This is a genomic window from Aureispira anguillae, from assembly GCF_026000115.1.
Taxonomy (GTDB): Bacteria; Bacteroidota; Bacteroidia; order Chitinophagales; family Saprospiraceae; genus Aureispira; species Aureispira anguillae.
The window spans coordinates 1689858-1707875 of record NZ_AP026867.1; the positions used below are offsets into that span (position 1 = coordinate 1689858).

The 18018-nt window shown below is 33.7% G+C and carries 11 protein-coding genes and 1 pseudogene; 9 read left to right on the forward strand and 3 right to left on the reverse strand.

Features of this window, described 5'->3' with window-relative positions:
- Positions 1–709 precede the first annotated feature (709 nt).
- The 7 genes from AsAng_RS06415 to AsAng_RS06445 all read left to right on the forward strand — a co-directional run bounded on the left by AsAng_RS06415 (position 710) and on the right by AsAng_RS06445 (position 12004).
- A complete protein-coding gene (locus AsAng_RS06415) occupies positions 710–1978 on the forward strand; it encodes an RHS repeat domain-containing protein (RefSeq protein ID WP_264791966.1) in 1269 nt (422 codons plus the stop codon).
- Positions 1979–1980: 2 nt separating this feature from the next.
- Positions 1981–2418 (forward strand): hypothetical protein, encoded by a 438-nt coding sequence (locus tag AsAng_RS06420; RefSeq protein ID WP_264791967.1) that lies wholly within the window; start codon positions 1981–1983, stop codon positions 2416–2418.
- 690 nt (positions 2419–3108) lie between these two features.
- A complete protein-coding gene (locus AsAng_RS06425) occupies positions 3109–5970 on the forward strand; it encodes a sensor histidine kinase (RefSeq protein ID WP_264791968.1) in 2862 nt (953 codons plus the stop codon).
- Positions 5971–5973: 3 nt separating this feature from the next.
- Positions 5974–6720, forward strand: coding sequence for a LytR/AlgR family response regulator transcription factor (locus tag AsAng_RS06430; protein WP_264791969.1), 747 nt, complete (start codon positions 5974–5976; stop codon positions 6718–6720).
- 142 nt (positions 6721–6862) lie between these two features.
- Entirely contained in the window at positions 6863–8707 is a 1845-nt protein-coding gene (locus tag AsAng_RS06435; protein WP_264791970.1) for a T9SS type A sorting domain-containing protein, read from the forward strand.
- 57 nt (positions 8708–8764) lie between these two features.
- Positions 8765–10849: an SBBP repeat-containing protein gene (locus AsAng_RS06440; RefSeq protein WP_264791971.1), complete on the forward strand. Its 2085-nt coding sequence runs from the start codon at positions 8765–8767 to the stop codon at positions 10847–10849.
- 237 nt (positions 10850–11086) lie between these two features.
- The gene (locus AsAng_RS06445; RefSeq protein ID WP_264791972.1) at positions 11087–12004 is read left to right on the forward strand and encodes a hypothetical protein; all 918 of its coding nucleotides are present in this window, start codon (positions 11087–11089) and stop codon (positions 12002–12004) included.
- A gap of 1158 nt (positions 12005–13162) precedes the next feature.
- Here AsAng_RS06445 and AsAng_RS06450 read toward each other — a convergent pair.
- Positions 13163–15298, reverse strand: a complete 2136-nt coding sequence (locus AsAng_RS06450) for a T9SS type A sorting domain-containing protein (RefSeq protein WP_264791973.1) — start codon at positions 15296–15298, stop codon at positions 13163–13165.
- A gap of 306 nt (positions 15299–15604) precedes the next feature.
- Positions 15605–16198, reverse strand: a pseudogene (locus AsAng_RS06455) (recombinase family protein); the annotation flags it as partial.
- A gap of 141 nt (positions 16199–16339) precedes the next feature.
- On the opposite strand from AsAng_RS06455, the gene AsAng_RS06460 reads away from it, so the two are divergent.
- Both AsAng_RS06460 and AsAng_RS06465 read left to right on the forward strand, forming a co-directional pair.
- The gene (locus AsAng_RS06460; protein WP_264791975.1) at positions 16340–17227 is read left to right on the forward strand and encodes an ArdC family protein; all 888 of its coding nucleotides are present in this window, start codon (positions 16340–16342) and stop codon (positions 17225–17227) included.
- A complete protein-coding gene (locus AsAng_RS06465) occupies positions 17217–17474 on the forward strand; it encodes a hypothetical protein (protein ID WP_264791976.1) in 258 nt (85 codons plus the stop codon). Before AsAng_RS06460 ends, AsAng_RS06465 begins: the two co-directional genes overlap by 11 nt.
- A gap of 102 nt (positions 17475–17576) precedes the next feature.
- On the opposite strand, the gene AsAng_RS06470 is transcribed toward AsAng_RS06465, so the two are convergent.
- Positions 17577–17891 carry a hypothetical protein gene (locus tag AsAng_RS06470; protein ID WP_264791977.1) on the reverse strand — a complete coding sequence of 105 codons (315 nt, stop codon included), beginning with the start codon at positions 17889–17891 and terminating at the stop codon, positions 17577–17579.
- Positions 17892–18018: the final 127 nt, after the last annotated feature.

An 18018-nucleotide genomic window follows, 5' to 3' on the forward strand; every position in this document is an offset into this window, starting at 1 on the left:
AAGGCTGTAACTATTACAACGAGGACAAAATGTGTTTATCACTGGCGTACCGTAAGCGTATGGAGTGGCAAGTGCTAGACAGAAAAATAGTGTTAAACTATGGTGAATAGCTACATTTTTTATGCAAGCGTTAGCGCAGCTTGCCAGCTCCTAGCGGGTACGCACACTAGGCTAGTGAAGAACTTGTGTTTTTCAATTGATTTTATCAGTTGAAAATATAAGGACGAGAACTAGCAGGACGAGGAACATGCAAGCCTAGAGCTATGACAGAGTGAACGACTAGAGAACGGTATTTAAAATGCTGGCATAGAACTAGAAAGCAGCTACTGACGAGAACTACCACTTTCCCTTTTTTATAATTTTTACTAACTTGTAAAGAAAAAAATAGAAAATGCGTAGACACGATGAACCAATAAAGGAAGAACCTTTAAATAGTACAACTAAAATTATCTTAATGATCTTGTTGGCAATTTTCCTTGGAGTTTGCTATTTCTTTTACCTTATAATGTCAGGAGGACGAATGGGAGGACCTTAATTATTAGATTGATATACCTGTTTTTTTCAATAGAAAATAAGGTCATAAGCAAGAAAAAAGTATATCTTTGAAAAGTGTACAGAGCATGCCAAAAGGGTATGCAGAGGGATTGAAAAAAGATGTGCAGAGTTATACCGCTATGAGCTTAAGAACTTCCGTGGGGACGTTCGACAGGTGATTAATGACGTAAAATCTAGAGAAAATATTAACGGTACAATAGAGTATACTGCTAATGTTATTCAAAGCTCAGATAGTTACCCCTTTGGTTGGGATATTAAGGAGCGGTCTTTCTCTACTGACCAATATAGATTTTCATTTAACGGAAAGGAAAATGATCTTGAATGGGGGAATCAGCATATACAAGATTATGGTTTCCGTCTGTACAATCCTGCCTTAGCTAAGTTCCTTAGTGTTGATCCGCTTGCGCCTGAGTATCCTGAGCTTACTCCCTATCAGTTTGCTTCTAATCGACCAATTGATGGGATTGATTTAGATGGTTTAGAGTATGACTCAAAGACTAAATACTATGATATTCATAATCATTCCCCGGCATTAGTTAAAGCAATTCATGGTTTTAGTGGATCTGTTGGAGATTTTAGAGGGTATACTGTGAATTTTATTATTAAACATCATATAGGTCTTAAAGGTGGATTTCAAATTGCAGGTGGTTTGGGAATGTTTCAAACAGGGGCTGGTCTTTCTGGGTCAGGATATGGAGCTATTGTAGGTGTTCCTATGATGCTTTTTGGTTCAATGAATATGGTTTTAGGAGGAACTAATGTTATACATGATGTGGCTATTGGTAGTAATCGTTCTGGAGCTTTAACTGGCTATTCTAACGCTGGGCATTTAATGGGTAATCAATTTGGTGAAAAAGCAGGATGGGTTGGTTCTAATCTGTACACAACTGCAAGTATAGTTTCTTCTTTTAATTTGTCATTTAGAGCGGGGGTATTTGATAAAGGGGGAAGTCCACTTTTTCTTTCTGGGGCAGGATATGCTAGATTAGGAACAATGTCAGGAGATATTCGAACAAGCTTCTCTATGTTTGGAGCTACAATTAATGGTTTGATATTGCATAGGAATTTTGTTAGCCCTTATATCAACCCTTTTTTAACTCCTCCTCCGTACTATTTGAATGAATTTCTAAATAACATGGGAACCTTAGGAAATGCAATAGGCTCGATGTCTTCAAATATTGGATCTCAAGCACGAGAAGGATATAATGAGAGTGCTAAGAAAGCTATCAATGCGGTTAATACTTTATCTCAGGATTTTAAGGGTGCAGTTCAAGAAGCTAAAAATATAGGCAAAGCTGTTAATGAAAAAGTGCAAGGGGAAATTAAAGATTTTGAAAATCAGAGTTTTAGGGCTTGTAGGCCCGTGGTAAATAGTGCAAAATTGAAAATAAATGGCCATCCAATTATAAATTACAAGAAGTAAATATGAAATTTGAAAGAAATTATAATTTTCTTAAAGCTTTTAAAGTTGCAGCTTTAGTTCTATTTGTTCCTATTTTAATTGTTGCTTTTATCTTGTTTTCTATAGAAGGTTTAGTCTATGTAATATTAGTTGCTTTATTTGCATACTTGTATTATAACCATAAAGTTTTAGAAGCTAATGAATCTGTATTTAAAATCTTACTCCACGATGATTATGCAGAAATTCATTATTCAAAAGAAAAAATGGCAGAAATAACTTATAATTCTATGAGAATGGCTGTTAGTTATGATTGTTTTTATCTAATATCTGAAAATAATTTAATTGATAAATGTTGTATTTTTATGGAGCGAGATTGGGATGATTATACGGAAATTCTTGATTTTTTGCTTGATAAGAACATAAAAAAATTTAAACTTACTAATCGAGGTTTTGGAATCTAAAAAAGCAAAAAAACTAAAGGCCAAAGGCATTCCACCTCAGAAGCCAACAGACTAGAACTATACCAGTAGCCTTTGTGCCACAGGCACAAGCAAACCCGAGTAGTTGAAAAACTACCACTGCGTTAGTCGCTGCGTTCTGTCATGATTCTAGGTTTGGCATGTTCGGTTGCATGGCGGTTCTTGTGCTTATATTTTCAATAGAAAAATGAAAACTATAAGCACTACACCGCCCTAGTTTGTGTACCTTTTAGGAGCTGTCAGGCTGCGTATTATGCTATATCCTTTGTGCCACGGGCACAAGCAGCGCAGTTCCCTTCGGTCATTCAATTGAAAATAAAGTTATTGTAAAATACTTGCATAGAAAAAGCCTCTTGGAGCATATCCAAGGGACTTTTTCATGTAGCTACCTATCGCAGCTCTGCTGCTTTCCTAGTTAGCACCGTGTCAATCCTTACACTTACGGTACATAAAAACTCTCCCTTTTGGGTAGGTATAACCTATTTAGGATATGCATTTTATTTTTAGTTTGGTTCTTTTAATTGTATATCTTTTCTTAAAATCATTTTTTCAGCCAATATTTAGTCTAAATCTAGTAATTTTCATATTTATGAATATTTTGAGGAGATAAATAAAAAGGAGCACGTATTTATTGTAAATAATTTTCATTTTCCAAATACATTTTTAAAATATATGACATGGAGCCTAAAATATATAAGACTTAAAGCTCTTATTCTTTTTTGTGGATTACTATTGGCTTGTATAGCTTATTCTCAAGAACCATCTTATGAAAATTATGGGAGAGAAGAATTGTCTGGTTTGACTATCTATGATCAACTAATGTCTTCTGACGAAATTATGTATATAGCTACAAGTGATGGTGTTTTTGCTTACAACTCAATAAAATTTCAAGAATTTAAAGTACCCAAAGGTGTCAAAGGAAAGTCTTTTTTTGACCTAAAGGAAAACGACAAGAATCAAATCTTTTGCTCTAATTTAAATGGTCAATTTTTTAAGATTAATGGCGATTCACTTCAACTATTTCATGAGCTTTCTGATACGATGGTAGCTTCTTTCAATCATTATGAAGTCGTTAAAGAAGGGATGATAATCAATTCATATCCTCCCATACTTGTAGATTGGGAAGGAACAGTAGTTAGTAAACTAAAATCTTATTTTTTTTCCCACCTTTCCAATGATTTTATATCTAGAGAAACGATAGGAAATTGTGATTCTATTGAGTTCAAAGTTTATTCAAATAAAAAGTACAATGATCCAGCACTTTATAGTACCACAATTCCTCATCAAGAGTGTCTTATAGGCTTCTTTTATCATGCAGAGTGTCTATATTTGAGTAATAAATGTCTAGGTAATATATGTAAGTTAAATATACGAACTAATGAATTTACAACATTTTTTAATGCCCCTTCTTTTGGACAAGGGATTTTATTAGATAATCAACAATACTGGGCGAAATCATCCTTGAATGGTGTTTTTGAATTTGATATAAACGATACTACACAATATCAACATTATTATAAAGATTTCTATATTTCTCCTCAAGAAAACAGTCTACATGGAATCTTTTTAGGATCTGATGGAAATGGTATCTATCAAGTTAAAAATAAATTTCTGCATACATTTCCAGAACTAAATTCACACTACAATTTTAGGGGAATTATAAAAGGTCCTAATAATCGATATGTAATTTATACAAGAGATGAAGTATTTTTGCTGTCAGAGAAATTTTTATTGCACAAGATTTTCAAATCTAAAGATCTAATATCGCATGTTCTATACGCTAAACACAGTGGAAAACTTTTAATTTCTTCAAGTAATAAATTACATATTTATACTGCTATTTCAGATACTAGTGTTTTGTTATCTAAATCTATTCATAGTCCTAATATTAAATCACTTTTTGAAATTGATTATGATACATTCATATTTTCTGGTAGTGGTGAAATTGGTAAATTAAATATTAACGACGATATTTCAGATAAAAACTATTTAAAACGGGTTCGTGCTAGTTGTTGTTTAAAACATAATGACTGTTTATATTTTGGTACATATCACGGTCTTTTGGAGTATACAGAAGGTAAAAATAAGCCTAATGTGATTAAATACAATGGGAATAACATCTTTGCAACTAAGTTATTCACTTTTCAAAATCGAATAATCATCTATTCTAAAGAATATGGAATTCTTCAATTATACAAGGGTGAAGTAGCTCCTATGAAAGAGATTGGTATTGAAAGCGAAAAAATTCAAGATATTTATTTTAATGCCCCCTATTTAAGTATCACAACAAAGAAAATGCTTGTTATTCACGATTTACGATTGAATAAACAAGTGAAATTTGCAGAAAGTAATGGTCTTAATTCTTTAAACATTAGATCTATATTAATAGATAATAAGATATTGTATTTGGTAACGGATAAAGGTCTTCAACGTATACCTCTCTCAAAACTAACCTTAAATGATTCTATTCCCCATATTCGAATAAATAACATTTTTCTCAATGATAGTTTGATCTCAAGGAGGAACAATCAATTTAAATATTGGCAGAATAAATTGTCCTTCGAAATAGTTGGAAACGCCTATGGTAAACAAAAAAATACTTTCTATAAATATAAATTAGAAGGACTTTCTAGTAAATGGTACACGAAAAAATATTATGATAATGTAATTAAATATCAATCTTTACCACCAGGGAAATATAGATTGAGAATTATTATTGTGTACAAGGATAGAGAAGGCAAAGAAATACATTATGCATTTTACATTTCGCCTCCATTTTGGCAGGCATGGTGGTTCTATGTGTTAATTGTTATAATTGCAATGCTTACTGCCTTGCTCATTTATCGTGTATATTCCTTAAGAAAAATTCAGAAAATAGAGTTAGATAATCAAATTAACAAACTTAAACTTCAGGCTATTCAATCACAGATGAATCCGCATTTTATTTTTAATGCAATCAATGCCATTCAGGAATCTGTACTCTATGATAAAAGAAAAAAAACCTATCAACACATCAATAAGTTTTCTAAGTTAGTACGCCTTACACTAAATTTTTCAAATGAAGAATTAATTTCTTTACAGGAGGAATTAGAATTGTTAGAATTGTATCTCGAATTGGAAAAAATTCGTTTCCCTGAAGATTTTGAATTTGAAATCAATATTCAAGCTAATATTGATTTACAGATTCCACCTATGCTTATTCAGCCTTTGGTTGAAAATGCAATCTTACACGGATTATTTCATAAAAAGGGGGTAAAACAGTTGAAAATTAAAATTGAGGAGAAGGAGCAATTGTTGATTACTGTTGAGGATAATGGTGTTGGGAGAAAAGCATCAACAGTAATCAACCAGCGTAGAAAAAAAGCATTCGAAAAATCATTTGCTACAAATGCCGTGGAGGATCGATTAATGCTTCTAAAGCAAAATTATGATGAAAATATGATTGGGGTTGAATACATAGATTTATTTGATAACAAGAAAATCCCTTCAGGAACATTAGTATTATTGAGATTACCTTTAATTCAAGATTTTTAAGCAATGATAAATGCAATCATAGTAGATGACGAAAGGTCAGCGAGGAATATATTACAAAAACTTCTAGATATGAATCACCCAGAGATTCATGTTTTAGATACCTGCCCAGACTTGCTCACTGCTGTACAATCAATAAAAAAGCATCAGCCAGATGTTGTATTTCTTGATGTTGAAATGCCAAGGAACTCTGGATTTGAAATCACGAACTATTTTAATCCCATCAATTTTGAGATCATTTTTATTACGGCATATGATCAATATGCAATTAAAGCATTTGAAATTTCTGCCTTGGATTATATTTTGAAACCAATAGAAGTAGATCGTTTAGAGAGCTGCATCAAGAAGCTATCTAAAAACATAGAAATAGCTGATTTGACTGATAGATTAAAAGTGCTTACAGAAACTATTGAATCACAAAAAGTATCAAAAATTACCGTCTACTACAAAGGTAGTCGATACATCATTGAAGTTTCCAATATCATTGCAGTCAAAGCGGAGCATGCTTATTGTACGATCTATATAAGTGGTAGTAATGATCTATTTGTTATCAGCAAAAACCTAAAACAAGTCACACACTTAATTGATGACAACAAGCAGTTTTATAGAACACATCGTTCATGGCTGATCAATCTTAATAAAATGCAATCCTACTCTAAATCAAAGGGAATTGTCACCTTAGAGGGATCCATTGAAGCACGATTGTCAAAATACAAATTTGAGGATTTCGAAAAATTCATCATGAACCGTTGATACACTTTTACCATTGAAAATAAATCGTCTAGTCTATTCATAAACAAAATATGCTACTCGTAAATCATTTTTGGATGAGTAGCTTCACTTCTATTCCTTTGCAGAGAATAAATTTAAAATCTAATAAATTTAAAATCTAAAAATGGTTAATAGGAAAATAATTGTATTGTTTATAACTGTATTGCTTATTCCCTTTTTAGGGAACACGCAACATTGGAATCAAAAAGGCGTGGATATTGACGGAGAAGCTGCAGGTGATAACAGTGGAAGTAGCGTTTCCTTAAGTTCAGATGGAAATACGCTTGCTATTGGTGCTTACCTGAATGCTGGAAATGGCACAGATGCAGGTCATGTCCGCGTACATGAATGGAATGGGACTGCTTGGAACCAAAAAGGCGTAGATATTGATGGGGAAGCTGCAAATGATTGGAGTGGAAGTAGTGTGTCTTTAAGTTCAGATGGAAATACGCTTGCTATTGGTGCTTATCTGAATGATGGCAATGGAAGTAATGCAGGTCATGTCCGTGTGTATGAATGGAATGGGATTACTTGGACCCCCAAAGGCGTAGATATTGATGGAGAAGCTGCAAATGACCGAAGTGGAAGTAGTGTGTCCTTAAATTCAGATGGAAATACACTTGCCATTGGGGCTCGAGGTAATGATGGAAATGGCACAGATGCAGGTCATGTCCGTGTGTATGAATGGAATGGGACTGCTTGGATCCCAAAAGGCGTGGATATTGATGGGGAAGCTGCAGGTGATTTCAGTGGAAGTAGTCTGTCCTTAAGTTCAAATGGAAATACACTCGCTATTGGTGCTGAAAGGAATGATGGCAATGGAAGTAATGCAGGTCATGTCCATGTGTATGAATGGAATGGGACTACTTGGACCCCCAAAGGCGTGGATATTGATGGAGAAGCTGCATATGATAACAGTGGAAGTAGTGTGTCCTTAAGTTCAGATGGAAATACGCTCGTTATTGGGGCTTACTTGAATGATGGAAATGGTACAGATGCAGGTCATGTTCGTGTGTATGAATGGAATGGAACTACTTGGAATCAAAAAGGTGTGGATATTGATGGGGAAGCTGCAAATGATTGGAGTGGAAGTAGTGTGTCCTTAAGTTCAGATGGAAATATACTTGCTATTGGTGCTTTATGGAATGATGGAAATGGTACAGATGCAGGTCATGTCTGTGCTTATGAATTTTGTTCTAGCACATCTAGTACCGATGTGCATACAACCTGTGATTCCTATACATGGATTGATGGAAATACTTATACTTCATCGAATAATACAGCAACATTTGTATTAACTAATATGGCTGGTTGTGATTCTATAGTAACGCTTGATTTGACCATCAATACCCCAACTACAGGAACAGATGTACAAACAGCCTGCGATTCTTATACATGGATTGATGGGAATACTTATACTTCATCGAATAATACAGCAACGTTCACATTACAAAATGTTGCAGGTTGCGATTCCATTGTAACACTTGATTTAACAATCAATCTAGTGAATACGACTACATCAATTATGGGGGTAACTATCATGGCAAATACGTCAAATGTCGCTTATCAATGGCTCGATTGTAATAACAACAATACACCAATTACGGGAGAAACTGGGCAATCTTTCACTGCCACTACAAATGGAAATTATGCAGTTATTGTTACTGAAAATGGGTGTTCTGATACTTCAGCTTGTGTGGCAATTACAACTTTGAATATAAATAAGTTAAGAGAAACATCAGTATATGCTTATCCCAATCCCACCCAAGGTGATCTTATGCTCTCATTTCCTCAAGTTACTACTGATGTTTTGATTAAGGTAAGTGACACTAAAGGACAAATTATTACTACACATCACTATGATATGGCTAAAGATGTAGAATTAAAATTAGAGGGTACTCAAGGCATCTACCTTATTACAATAACTCACAGTAATAATAATCAAATTCTGCGTTGCATAAAACAATAAATTAGTTAGCCCCCAGTAAATACAACACACTCTTATAAGTTATAAATTAAATATAAAATGATTAGGAATAAAATATTAGAGATAGTAGTTATACTATTATTTTTATCATTAAATCTAAATGCACAAACATTCGATTTTGAGTGGGTTGGTAGTTTTTCAAATATACAACCTTTAAATAATTCAGGGACAAGTTATACCAATGATGTTATTTCAGATACTGCCAATAATATTTATACAATTGGTTTTTTTTCGGGTATTATTAGTTTTAATCCAAATGTCACCAATGGATCCATGTTAACCTCCAATGGAGATGATGATATTTTTATTTGTAAACTTGACGCTAGTGGAAATTATCTTTGGGTGAAATCTATAGGAGGAATTAATCAAGATTTTGTGAGCGCAATAGCTATAGATGTAAATGGAGATTTACTCATTACAGGTTCCTTCTCTGGAACTGTTGATTTCGATCCAAGTTCAGGAATAACTAATATGACATCTATTAATTCATTTGATGCATTTGTACTAAAAATGGATACCAATGGTAATCTAATTTGGGCAAAACAAATGGGAGGAAATAACCAAGTTATTTCCCAAGCTATAGCAACTGATATGGATGGTAATGTATATACAACAGGTTCCTTTGAAGGCACTACTGATTTTGACCCTTCTAGTAACATAACAAATTTAACCTCCAATGGAGATGATGATATTTATGTTCAAAAATTAGATTCACTTGGAAATTTTCTTTGGACTAAATCTATAGGTAGTGCAGGGCAGGATATAGGAAGAGGCGTAAAAGTGGATAATTCGGGAAATGTCTTTGTGGCAGGCTCCTTCTCTGGAACTGTTGATTTTGATCCTAATGTAGGAGTGAATAATATTGCAAGTAATGGTTTGTTAGATGGATTTACTCTAAAATTAGACATTAATGGTAATTTTGCTTGGATTCGTCAAACGGGAGGGACTGGTGATGACCTAATACGTGCAATTTGCATAGATTATAATAATGATTTAGTTGTTACTGGGCAGATATCAGGTACGGTAGATCTTGATCCAACAATTGGTGCCTTTTCCTCTCAATCAAGTGGACAAGAAGATATTTTTGTTCAAAAGTTAGACAGTAATGGCAATTTTATTTGGGCTACAAGCCATGGTGGAAATTCATTAGATTGGGTATGGGGATTAGATATAGATATAAATAACAATATCTATACTACAGGTATTTTTACTAATTCCTTAGATGCAGACCCAGGAATAGGAACATTTACCCTAACTTCAAATGGTTTATTTGATATAGTGACTCAGAAGCTATCTTCTAGTGGCAATTTTATTTGGGCTAGCCAAATTGGAGGAACAGGGACTGAATTGGCTTATGCAATTGATGTCAATACATCAGGTGATGTATATACAGTAGGTTTTTTTGAATCTAATGTAGACTTCGATCCTACAATTGGAGTTTTCAATCTGAATGTAGGGAATAATCAAAACGCATTTGTGCAGAAGTTGAGCCAAGAAATATGTTCCAATACTTTTGCTACTGACATACAAACAGCCTGCAATTCCTATATTTGGATAGATAGCAACACCTATACAACTTCTAACAATACGGCAACATTTATACTTCAAAATAGTGCTGGGTGTGATTCTGTAATAACATTAGATTTAACAATAAATACTCCTAATGTTACTACAACTACTACCTACCTGACTATTACAGCAGATGCACAAAATGCTACTTACCAATGGCTCGATTGTAATAACAACAATACACCAATTATGGGAGAAACTGGACAATCTTTCACTGCCACTACAAATGGAAATTATGCAGTTATTGTTACTGAAAACGGGTGTTCTGATACTTCAGCTTGCGTGGCAATTACAACTCTGAATATAAATAAGTTAAAAGAAACATCAGTATATGCTTATCCCAATCCCACCCAAGGTGATCTTATGCTCTCATTTCCTCAAGTTACTACTGATGTTTTGATTAAGGTAAGTGACACTAAAGGGCAAGTTATTACTACACATCACTATGACATGGTTAAAGATATAGAATTAAAATTAGAGGGGGAGCAGGGTATCTACCTTATTACAATAACTCACAGTAATAATAATCAAATTTTACGTTGCGTAAAACAATAAATTAGTTTATGAGGGTACTCCTTTCTGTTTTATATAACATTTAAAATTCAGCCTCAAAATAAGGCTTGACTTTCATTGAATTATACTTCTTAAAAATAAGTTATTCAGTCCAGCCATAAACCCAATATGCTATTTATAAATCCTTTTATATTCTGATATATATTATCTCCTTTAGCACTTAGCTTGGTCTAAATGATAATATATTTTTTTTAACAATCGTTTAATAAACAATTAAATATGAAAATTAATAATCATCTTTTTTTACTTTTTGTCTTGTTCTCTATATCAAATATTAATGCTCAAGAGTCATTTTTTAGTGCTCTAAAAAAACAAGAAAACAAACGATATACTTCTTATTATAATATATATGAAGATGGTGGTAAGATATTTGCATCAACTTACCATAAAACACATCGTGCAATGCCCTTGGAATACGAAGGAATTCCTACAGGTATTCAATTTTTCGATAAGGAAAAAGGAGAGGATAAAGAAAAAGAAAGAGGAAAAAAAATTGAATTTACTTCTCCAGGATCATATAGATTAGCTGGTTATCCAAATACAAGAATGTTACATTTTGTACGGGGTAATACAGGAATAGTTGTTATTGGAAATTACATTTTTGAACTAAAAGGAGTTAATGAAGATGCAACTAATTTCCGCAAGATAGATCATATGTACTTGGCAAATCTTGATAATAATGGTAAAAAAATAAAGGGAATTAGTAAAAAAACAGCTATGGCTGATAATCCTTATAAATTGGTGAGAGACTATCTTGTTGCAATGAAAAAGATAGAAGATGAATACACATTAACTAAAAGTGATGAGGCAGATTTGGCATTAATGAATTTGGCACAAGAAGCTTATGAAAAGAAAGTACAAGGTGATTTTGAGGAATTTAAAAAAATAAAGGCTGAACAAAAGAGGCTTATGTCAGGTACAATTGTAACACTAAAAAACACCTCTTCAGAGAAAATTTGGATAGGATCAGAAAGTACACATATATCTCCCGATTTTGTATTATCAGGTTCAACAATTGAATGGGATTGTGATGATGATGCTTATATCTATCAGAAAAGTAGTTCAGGTGATTTTCATAGCAAAAGGAAAGTATACTCTGCAAATTCAGGTTGTGGCAAAACAATAAGTATTAACTAATTGATAATGCTTATCAAAGTCAAATCTCTGAAGTAATTATTTTAACTATATCATCTAAGATGAGATTTAGAGGCTTTGAATATGTCAAATATCAGACTACCTCACGTTTTTTATGCTATCCGAAAACAGGCTTAAATTATTGATGTTGGTTATGGCTTTTGTGTTAACATTTATCGCTAGTACATTGAAATTTAGTTGGAAGCTCATCAAGACTTGGTGTCCTAGAACAGTAAATCGGCAGGGAAGTTTTTTCTGCCGATTTACCACTTAAGATTAGCCATTAGCCAACTCATTCTGTATGAGATCATTCCTGAAACTTAAGAGATGACTTATATATTAAAAGTATGGGTATTTGATAGAAGTATAACAGAGTATAGTGGCTAATAAAATTATTCTGTTTTCAGAACTAGTGCGCTACTAATCGTTTGCAACAGAGAAGGAAGATCACTTATTGTGTTAAGGAGAGCATAAACTACAAATTGATAGTATCTCTTTGATAGAATATTTATCTTTTGATGTCTTTAACGAAGGAACTCACTTGAAAGAGATAATTTTTATAGCTCACCGCTTGACAGGTAAAAAGGTGAAATTACTCGAAGCAGATGCTATCTATGCGACGAATGTAAACCGAAAATTTGCCAGTAAAAACAGATTAAGCCTATCTAATGTTTTGAAAATTGGTCGAAGAATGGCTATGAAATTGAAAGTTGCGGCATAATTATTCTCTTTAAATTGAAAAATCCTACACTAAGTTAACTTAGTGTAGGACTCTTTTTGTCTTTACTCATGAATATCCCAAAATAGATGTGACAACTTTTCGCACGTATCCCAACAGTATCTCTAATACGCATTTTTCGCAATAATTACTTGGTTTTTGAAGTATTTTAGACGCTAAATTTATTTTGATACACTTTGGTATTATAAGGAGATTCCTTAGACTTATTTCTGTTCCCAAAATAACAACTTGAATATTGACTAATTTGGGGAATAAAAAGCCTTTATTAAAATTTGAATATCAGTTTTTTATTAAAAACGCCGTGGTTGATTTATACCTTTTGACTAGGTATAACCTAATTAGGTCATAATGATCTACTAAGAAAACATTTTTAAACAACTTCAATATCTATTCGTTCAATAGTAAAAGTGGTATAAATACTATCAGTTGGCTAATACGATTTTTCTTATTGCAATTACTTTTTTGCCTTGATCGATTAAATGGACAAAGTATACCCCATTAGGCAAATTACCTTGATCAAAAACAGTTTCTCTTTTAACAACATTTGTCGTTTCCCATACTACTTTTCCAAATGTATTATAGACAATAAAAGTTGCAGGATTTCCATCATTATCCAGTAAAAATGTTGTTTTGGTCTTAAATGGATTTGGATAAATCGAAAATATTCTGTCATTAAAGATGTTTTCTATTGATACATCAATCATATTTACACAAAGTGAAGTACCTGAACAATCATTTAATGTCACAATTACAGCATAATTTCCATCAACTGTTACTGTATAATCTTGGTTTGTAGCTCCCAATATTAAGGAAGAATCACTGCAGTCTATCCATTGGTAAGTAGCATTATTTTGATCTGCTGAAATAACAAGTCCATTAGTTGATGTTGTGATACTTGGTGGTGTATTCATTCTAAAAGTATCCACGCTTGATGCTGTTCCATCTCCTGTAGTCACAGATATAACCCCTGTACTATCCCTCCCTATAAGTGCTGTAATCTGAGTGGAAGAATCAACCGAGAAATAAAGAGCATTAACACCTCCAAATGTCACATCTGTAGCACCCGTAAAATTCCCCCCTTTAATTACTACTTCATTTGTATATTCACAACCAACGGATGGAGTAAATGAAGTAATCACAGGGAACTTTATTTGTCGAAATACAGATACTTCAAAAAGATAATAATTTGTTACGACTAAATCTGGTCTACCATCGCCATCCAAATCTGCTATGCCTGCTGATTTAGGTTCTCTAGCTGTTGTCAGATCAATTTTTGAGCCTAAATTAATCATTCCTAAACTAGAGTTATTCTTCAATAGAGACACTGTATTATCACTAACATTAGGAATCGCTAAATCGGGTTTACCATCTCCATCTATATCTCCTATCTTTATAGAAAAAGGATTATCCCCCGTTGCAAAATCAACTTTTGAAGCGAAGCTAGTACTACCTGATGTAGAAGTATTCCGAAGTATAGAGACGGTATTATCATTATAATTTGCTGCTGCCAAATCTGGCTTCCCATCTCCATCTATGTCACCCATACCAACACCTATAGGAAAGTCTCCTGTTGGAATATCTATTTTGGAAGCAAAACTGACTATTCCTATTGTGGAAGTATTCTGAAATACAGATATAGCATCTATAGCAGGACTTGCTATTGCCAAATCAGGCTTTCCATCCCCATCTATGTCTCCTATTCTGACAGACCGAGGGTTACTAGCACCGATTCCTGTTGAAAAATTAACACTAGTGGCAAAGCTGATACTTCCTTGAGAAGTTGTATTACGTAATATAGAGACCTTATTACTAAAACGACTTATTACAACCAAGTCTGGCTTTCCATCCTTATCTATATCTCCTATCCTAACAGAGACAGGATCTCCTCCTCCTATTGAAAAGTCCACTTTTGCATCAAAATTTACGATTCCAACAGTAGAAGTATTTCGAAATATAGATATATCTCCATCATCATTATTAGCTACTACTAAATCGGGTTTACCATCGCCATTTATATCTCCTATACTAACCGAACTAGGATAATCTCCTGTTGTGAAATTTACTTTTGGAGCAAAAGTAACAGTTCCTATAATAGAAGTATTTCGAAAGACAGAAACACTGTTAGCGCTATAGTTAGCTACTGCCAAGTCAGGCTTCCCATCTCCATCTAGATCTCCTACACTGACTTCGACAGGTCTAAAACTAGCTGATAAAGACTGTTGAGGAGTAAGATTAAGGCTCCCCAATAAGGTTACATTAAATGGCTGTGCAGAGTAGGTTGTCAAACTATCTGCTAAATTAGTAATAGAAATATACTGGTGAGTAGCTCCATGAGGAACAATTACCGTTAAACTTGTAGTACTTGCAGTTGTAACCGTAGCTTGAGTAGCTCCAAAAAAAACAATATTTTGATTCAATATTGTACTAAAACCTGTTCCAGTAATAACTACTGCACTACCAACTTCTCCACTTGATGGAGAAAACATAGTGATATTAGGTTGTGCAAAAGTTGCTACAGATATTATAAAATAGCAAGCAATAAGGAATATTTTTTTCATGAGTTTTATTATTTGAAGTTGTTAAAAAAAAATGAGGAAAAAGGCAGCCTGAAAAAAAAGTGTTGCAAAAAGTTGAACTAGTTAGTTCTGACATAGACAGAAGAAACAAGTTGCAATATATATAAAGCTATCAAAAAAATTAGGTTCTCTGACAATTTTTGCCAAAATGAGAAAAAAGGTTAAATTGGGATTGTTAAAAAAGGGGCTTTAAATAGAATTAAAGACGGTGTCAGAGTTGAAGTATGGTAACTATAGCTACGAAATCCGTTGTTCAGATTGTACAATTTGTTGTAAATCAATAATGGTTTCTGTTCTCTTACAGAAACCATTAATTTCTACTCCTTGATGACGAAGGTATTTATAAAGAGTCGCCTTACTGATAGAAAGGTTTTTGCAAATTTCTACAATACTTAGTTTTTCTGCTTTATAAAGAGCTTCGGCAGCAATAGCTTTTTGTTGTGCTTTTTCGGATAAACCTTTTGGTCTTCCGCCCACTCGACCTCTTGCTCTGGCAGCTTTGAGTCCAGCTTGTGTACGTTCTCGAATAATTTCTCTTTCAAATTCTGCAAGGGAAGTAAAGATGTTAAATACTAATCTACCTTGGGAGGTAATTGTATCAATTGGATCATTGATACTTTTGAGTCCGATGCCTTTTTCATTTAGTTCATGTACCAACTCAACAAGATGTTTGAGTGAGCGCCCCAATCTGTCTAGTTTCCAAATAACCAAAATATCTCCTTTTCGTAATTGAGAAAGGAGTCGGTCTAATTCTGCCCGTTCAGTTTTTGCTCCACTTACTACCTCATGGAAAACCTGTTTACAGCCTTCCTTTTTCAAGGCGTCAATCTGTAAATTTAAACTCTGATCTTTTGTGCTCACTCTTGCATATCCTATTTTCATGATTCAAGTTTACAAAACTTATCTGAAAGTATAAGATTAAACTTAGATTAGGTAGACCAGTTTTTTGAACATGCTTAAGAAGCAATTTTGAATTTTTCTGATTTCAGGGCTGAGTTCACAAAAACGGTCGATTTCTACCTTGTGACTACAAGGAACATTATCAAACAACTCGAACAAGGACGTATCCCTTGGCGAAGAACCCTAAAGCACCCATACATTGGCTTTGCCCAAAACTATTACTCTGGGCATAGATATAGAGGCATTAATTGGCTTTTGCTCAACTTAATGACGAAGCATGAAGTCCCTTATTACCTCACATGGAATCAAATCAAAAAGCTTGGGGGTACTGTATTAAAGGGAACAAAATCCAATGAAGTTTTCTTCCTTAATACCTATTACAGAAATAAAGCAAGAGATTTAATTTCTGTGGTTCAAGCCCAACAATTAGAAGCGAAACATGAGGAAGTCCACCGCATTTCGTACCTAAAAAAACATTGTATTTTTAATATCGCTTGTATCAGTGGTATTAATTGGCAAGAACCCGAATTACGGCACCACTATGATGTTATTACGCATTGTGATATGATTTTAGATCGAATGAAAGAACGCCCAATACTCAAACATCAAGAAGAATTTGATGCGTACTATAATCCAGTATTGGATCAGATTATTCTACCACAATTTAAGGTTTTTAATGACCCAGAAACCTATTATTTACTGTTGTTTCACAATTTAATCCATTGGACAGGCAATATAAAACGCCTCGCCCGCCCTGGGATTATGGATAGTACATTGGGAGATCAAGCGATCTACATTGAAGAAAGCCTTATTGCAGAATTAGGTGCCTGTATGCTCACCGCCATTGTTGGTATAGAGCAACTGACTGAACTAGAGCGAAATTCTGACCACGTTTCTTCTTGGATTACCGCTCTAGAAGAAGACAAACGGTTTATCTTTCGGGCAGCATCAAGAGCACAAAAGGCAGTAGATTTTATCTTAAGCGGAAAAAGAAATACGTATGGAGGTTAGATTCCTATTTGATTGTGTTCGTTGTGATTATAAGCAACTGAAAATGATTGAGGTTTATGAATCCCTTTGGTTCAGTCTTAAATCCGCTACAGAAGAACAAAAGCAAGCCCTTATAAGCATTGGAGCATTTAGTCATGAAGCCTTATTTAAAGATTATCATGTAACGGTAAAGCAATTTTCATATCAAGAAAAACGGCTTTTGTGCGTAGAATGGTCACGGATTCATTTTTTCTATCAAATTTTATAACTATTAAACAGTGGAGAAATAGCAGGGAGGTTGCTCAATGAGTAATCTCCTTTTTTATAAAAAAAGAGAGTTCCCTCTAGAAAGGAACTCTCAACAATTATTTTAGTATTCTTCAGCAAAAAGAAGCGTACAATAATTGTGTTCAGGAGGTTGTTCTCCTATTTGGAGCGACTCTCTTGTGACCTGATCAAGAAAGAAAAGTTTGTATCCCTTCTCTTTTTGCTCAAATACCTGCACGTAGTCAATCCCCTGATGTTGCTGCACTAAATTGATAATATGAGCGTAGATAAAAAAGATTTCTGCTCCTGATAAAGCATCTTGAACACCCTGTGATACCAAAAATTTTCCATCAAACCAGTAATCTCCTGTTTCATATTCAGGAGGCTTGTGCTCCCAACCAAAATCGTTTAGATCCATTTCATTGTTTTTTGATTAAAATTTAGATGAGCACATGAAAGAATACTATAACAAAACATTTGCACAAAATAAATTTGCGCTAGACAGTTAATTTATCAAATTGCATCAAAAAAATAAAGGCTAAAGA

Coding starts and splice junctions, on each gene's coding strand:
- AsAng_RS06420 (WP_264791967.1), top strand. CDS start 1,981: ATGAAATTTGAAAGAAATTATAATTTTCTTAAAGCTTTTAAAGTTGCA.
- AsAng_RS06425 (WP_264791968.1), top strand. CDS start 3,109: ATGACATGGAGCCTAAAATATATAAGACTTAAAGCTCTTATTCTTTTT.
- AsAng_RS06430 (WP_264791969.1), top strand. CDS start 5,974: ATGATAAATGCAATCATAGTAGATGACGAAAGGTCAGCGAGGAATATA.
- AsAng_RS06435 (WP_264791970.1), top strand. CDS start 6,863: ATGGTTAATAGGAAAATAATTGTATTGTTTATAACTGTATTGCTTATT.
- AsAng_RS06440 (WP_264791971.1), top strand. CDS start 8,765: ATGATTAGGAATAAAATATTAGAGATAGTAGTTATACTATTATTTTTA.
- AsAng_RS06445 (WP_264791972.1), top strand. CDS start 11,087: ATGAAAATTAATAATCATCTTTTTTTACTTTTTGTCTTGTTCTCTATA.
- AsAng_RS06450 (WP_264791973.1), bottom strand. CDS start 15,298: ATGAAAAAAATATTCCTTATTGCTTGCTATTTTATAATATCTGTAGCA.
- AsAng_RS06465 (WP_264791976.1), top strand. CDS start 17,217: ATGGAGGTTAGATTCCTATTTGATTGTGTTCGTTGTGATTATAAGCAA.
- AsAng_RS06470 (WP_264791977.1), bottom strand. CDS start 17,891: ATGGATCTAAACGATTTTGGTTGGGAGCACAAGCCTCCTGAATATGAA.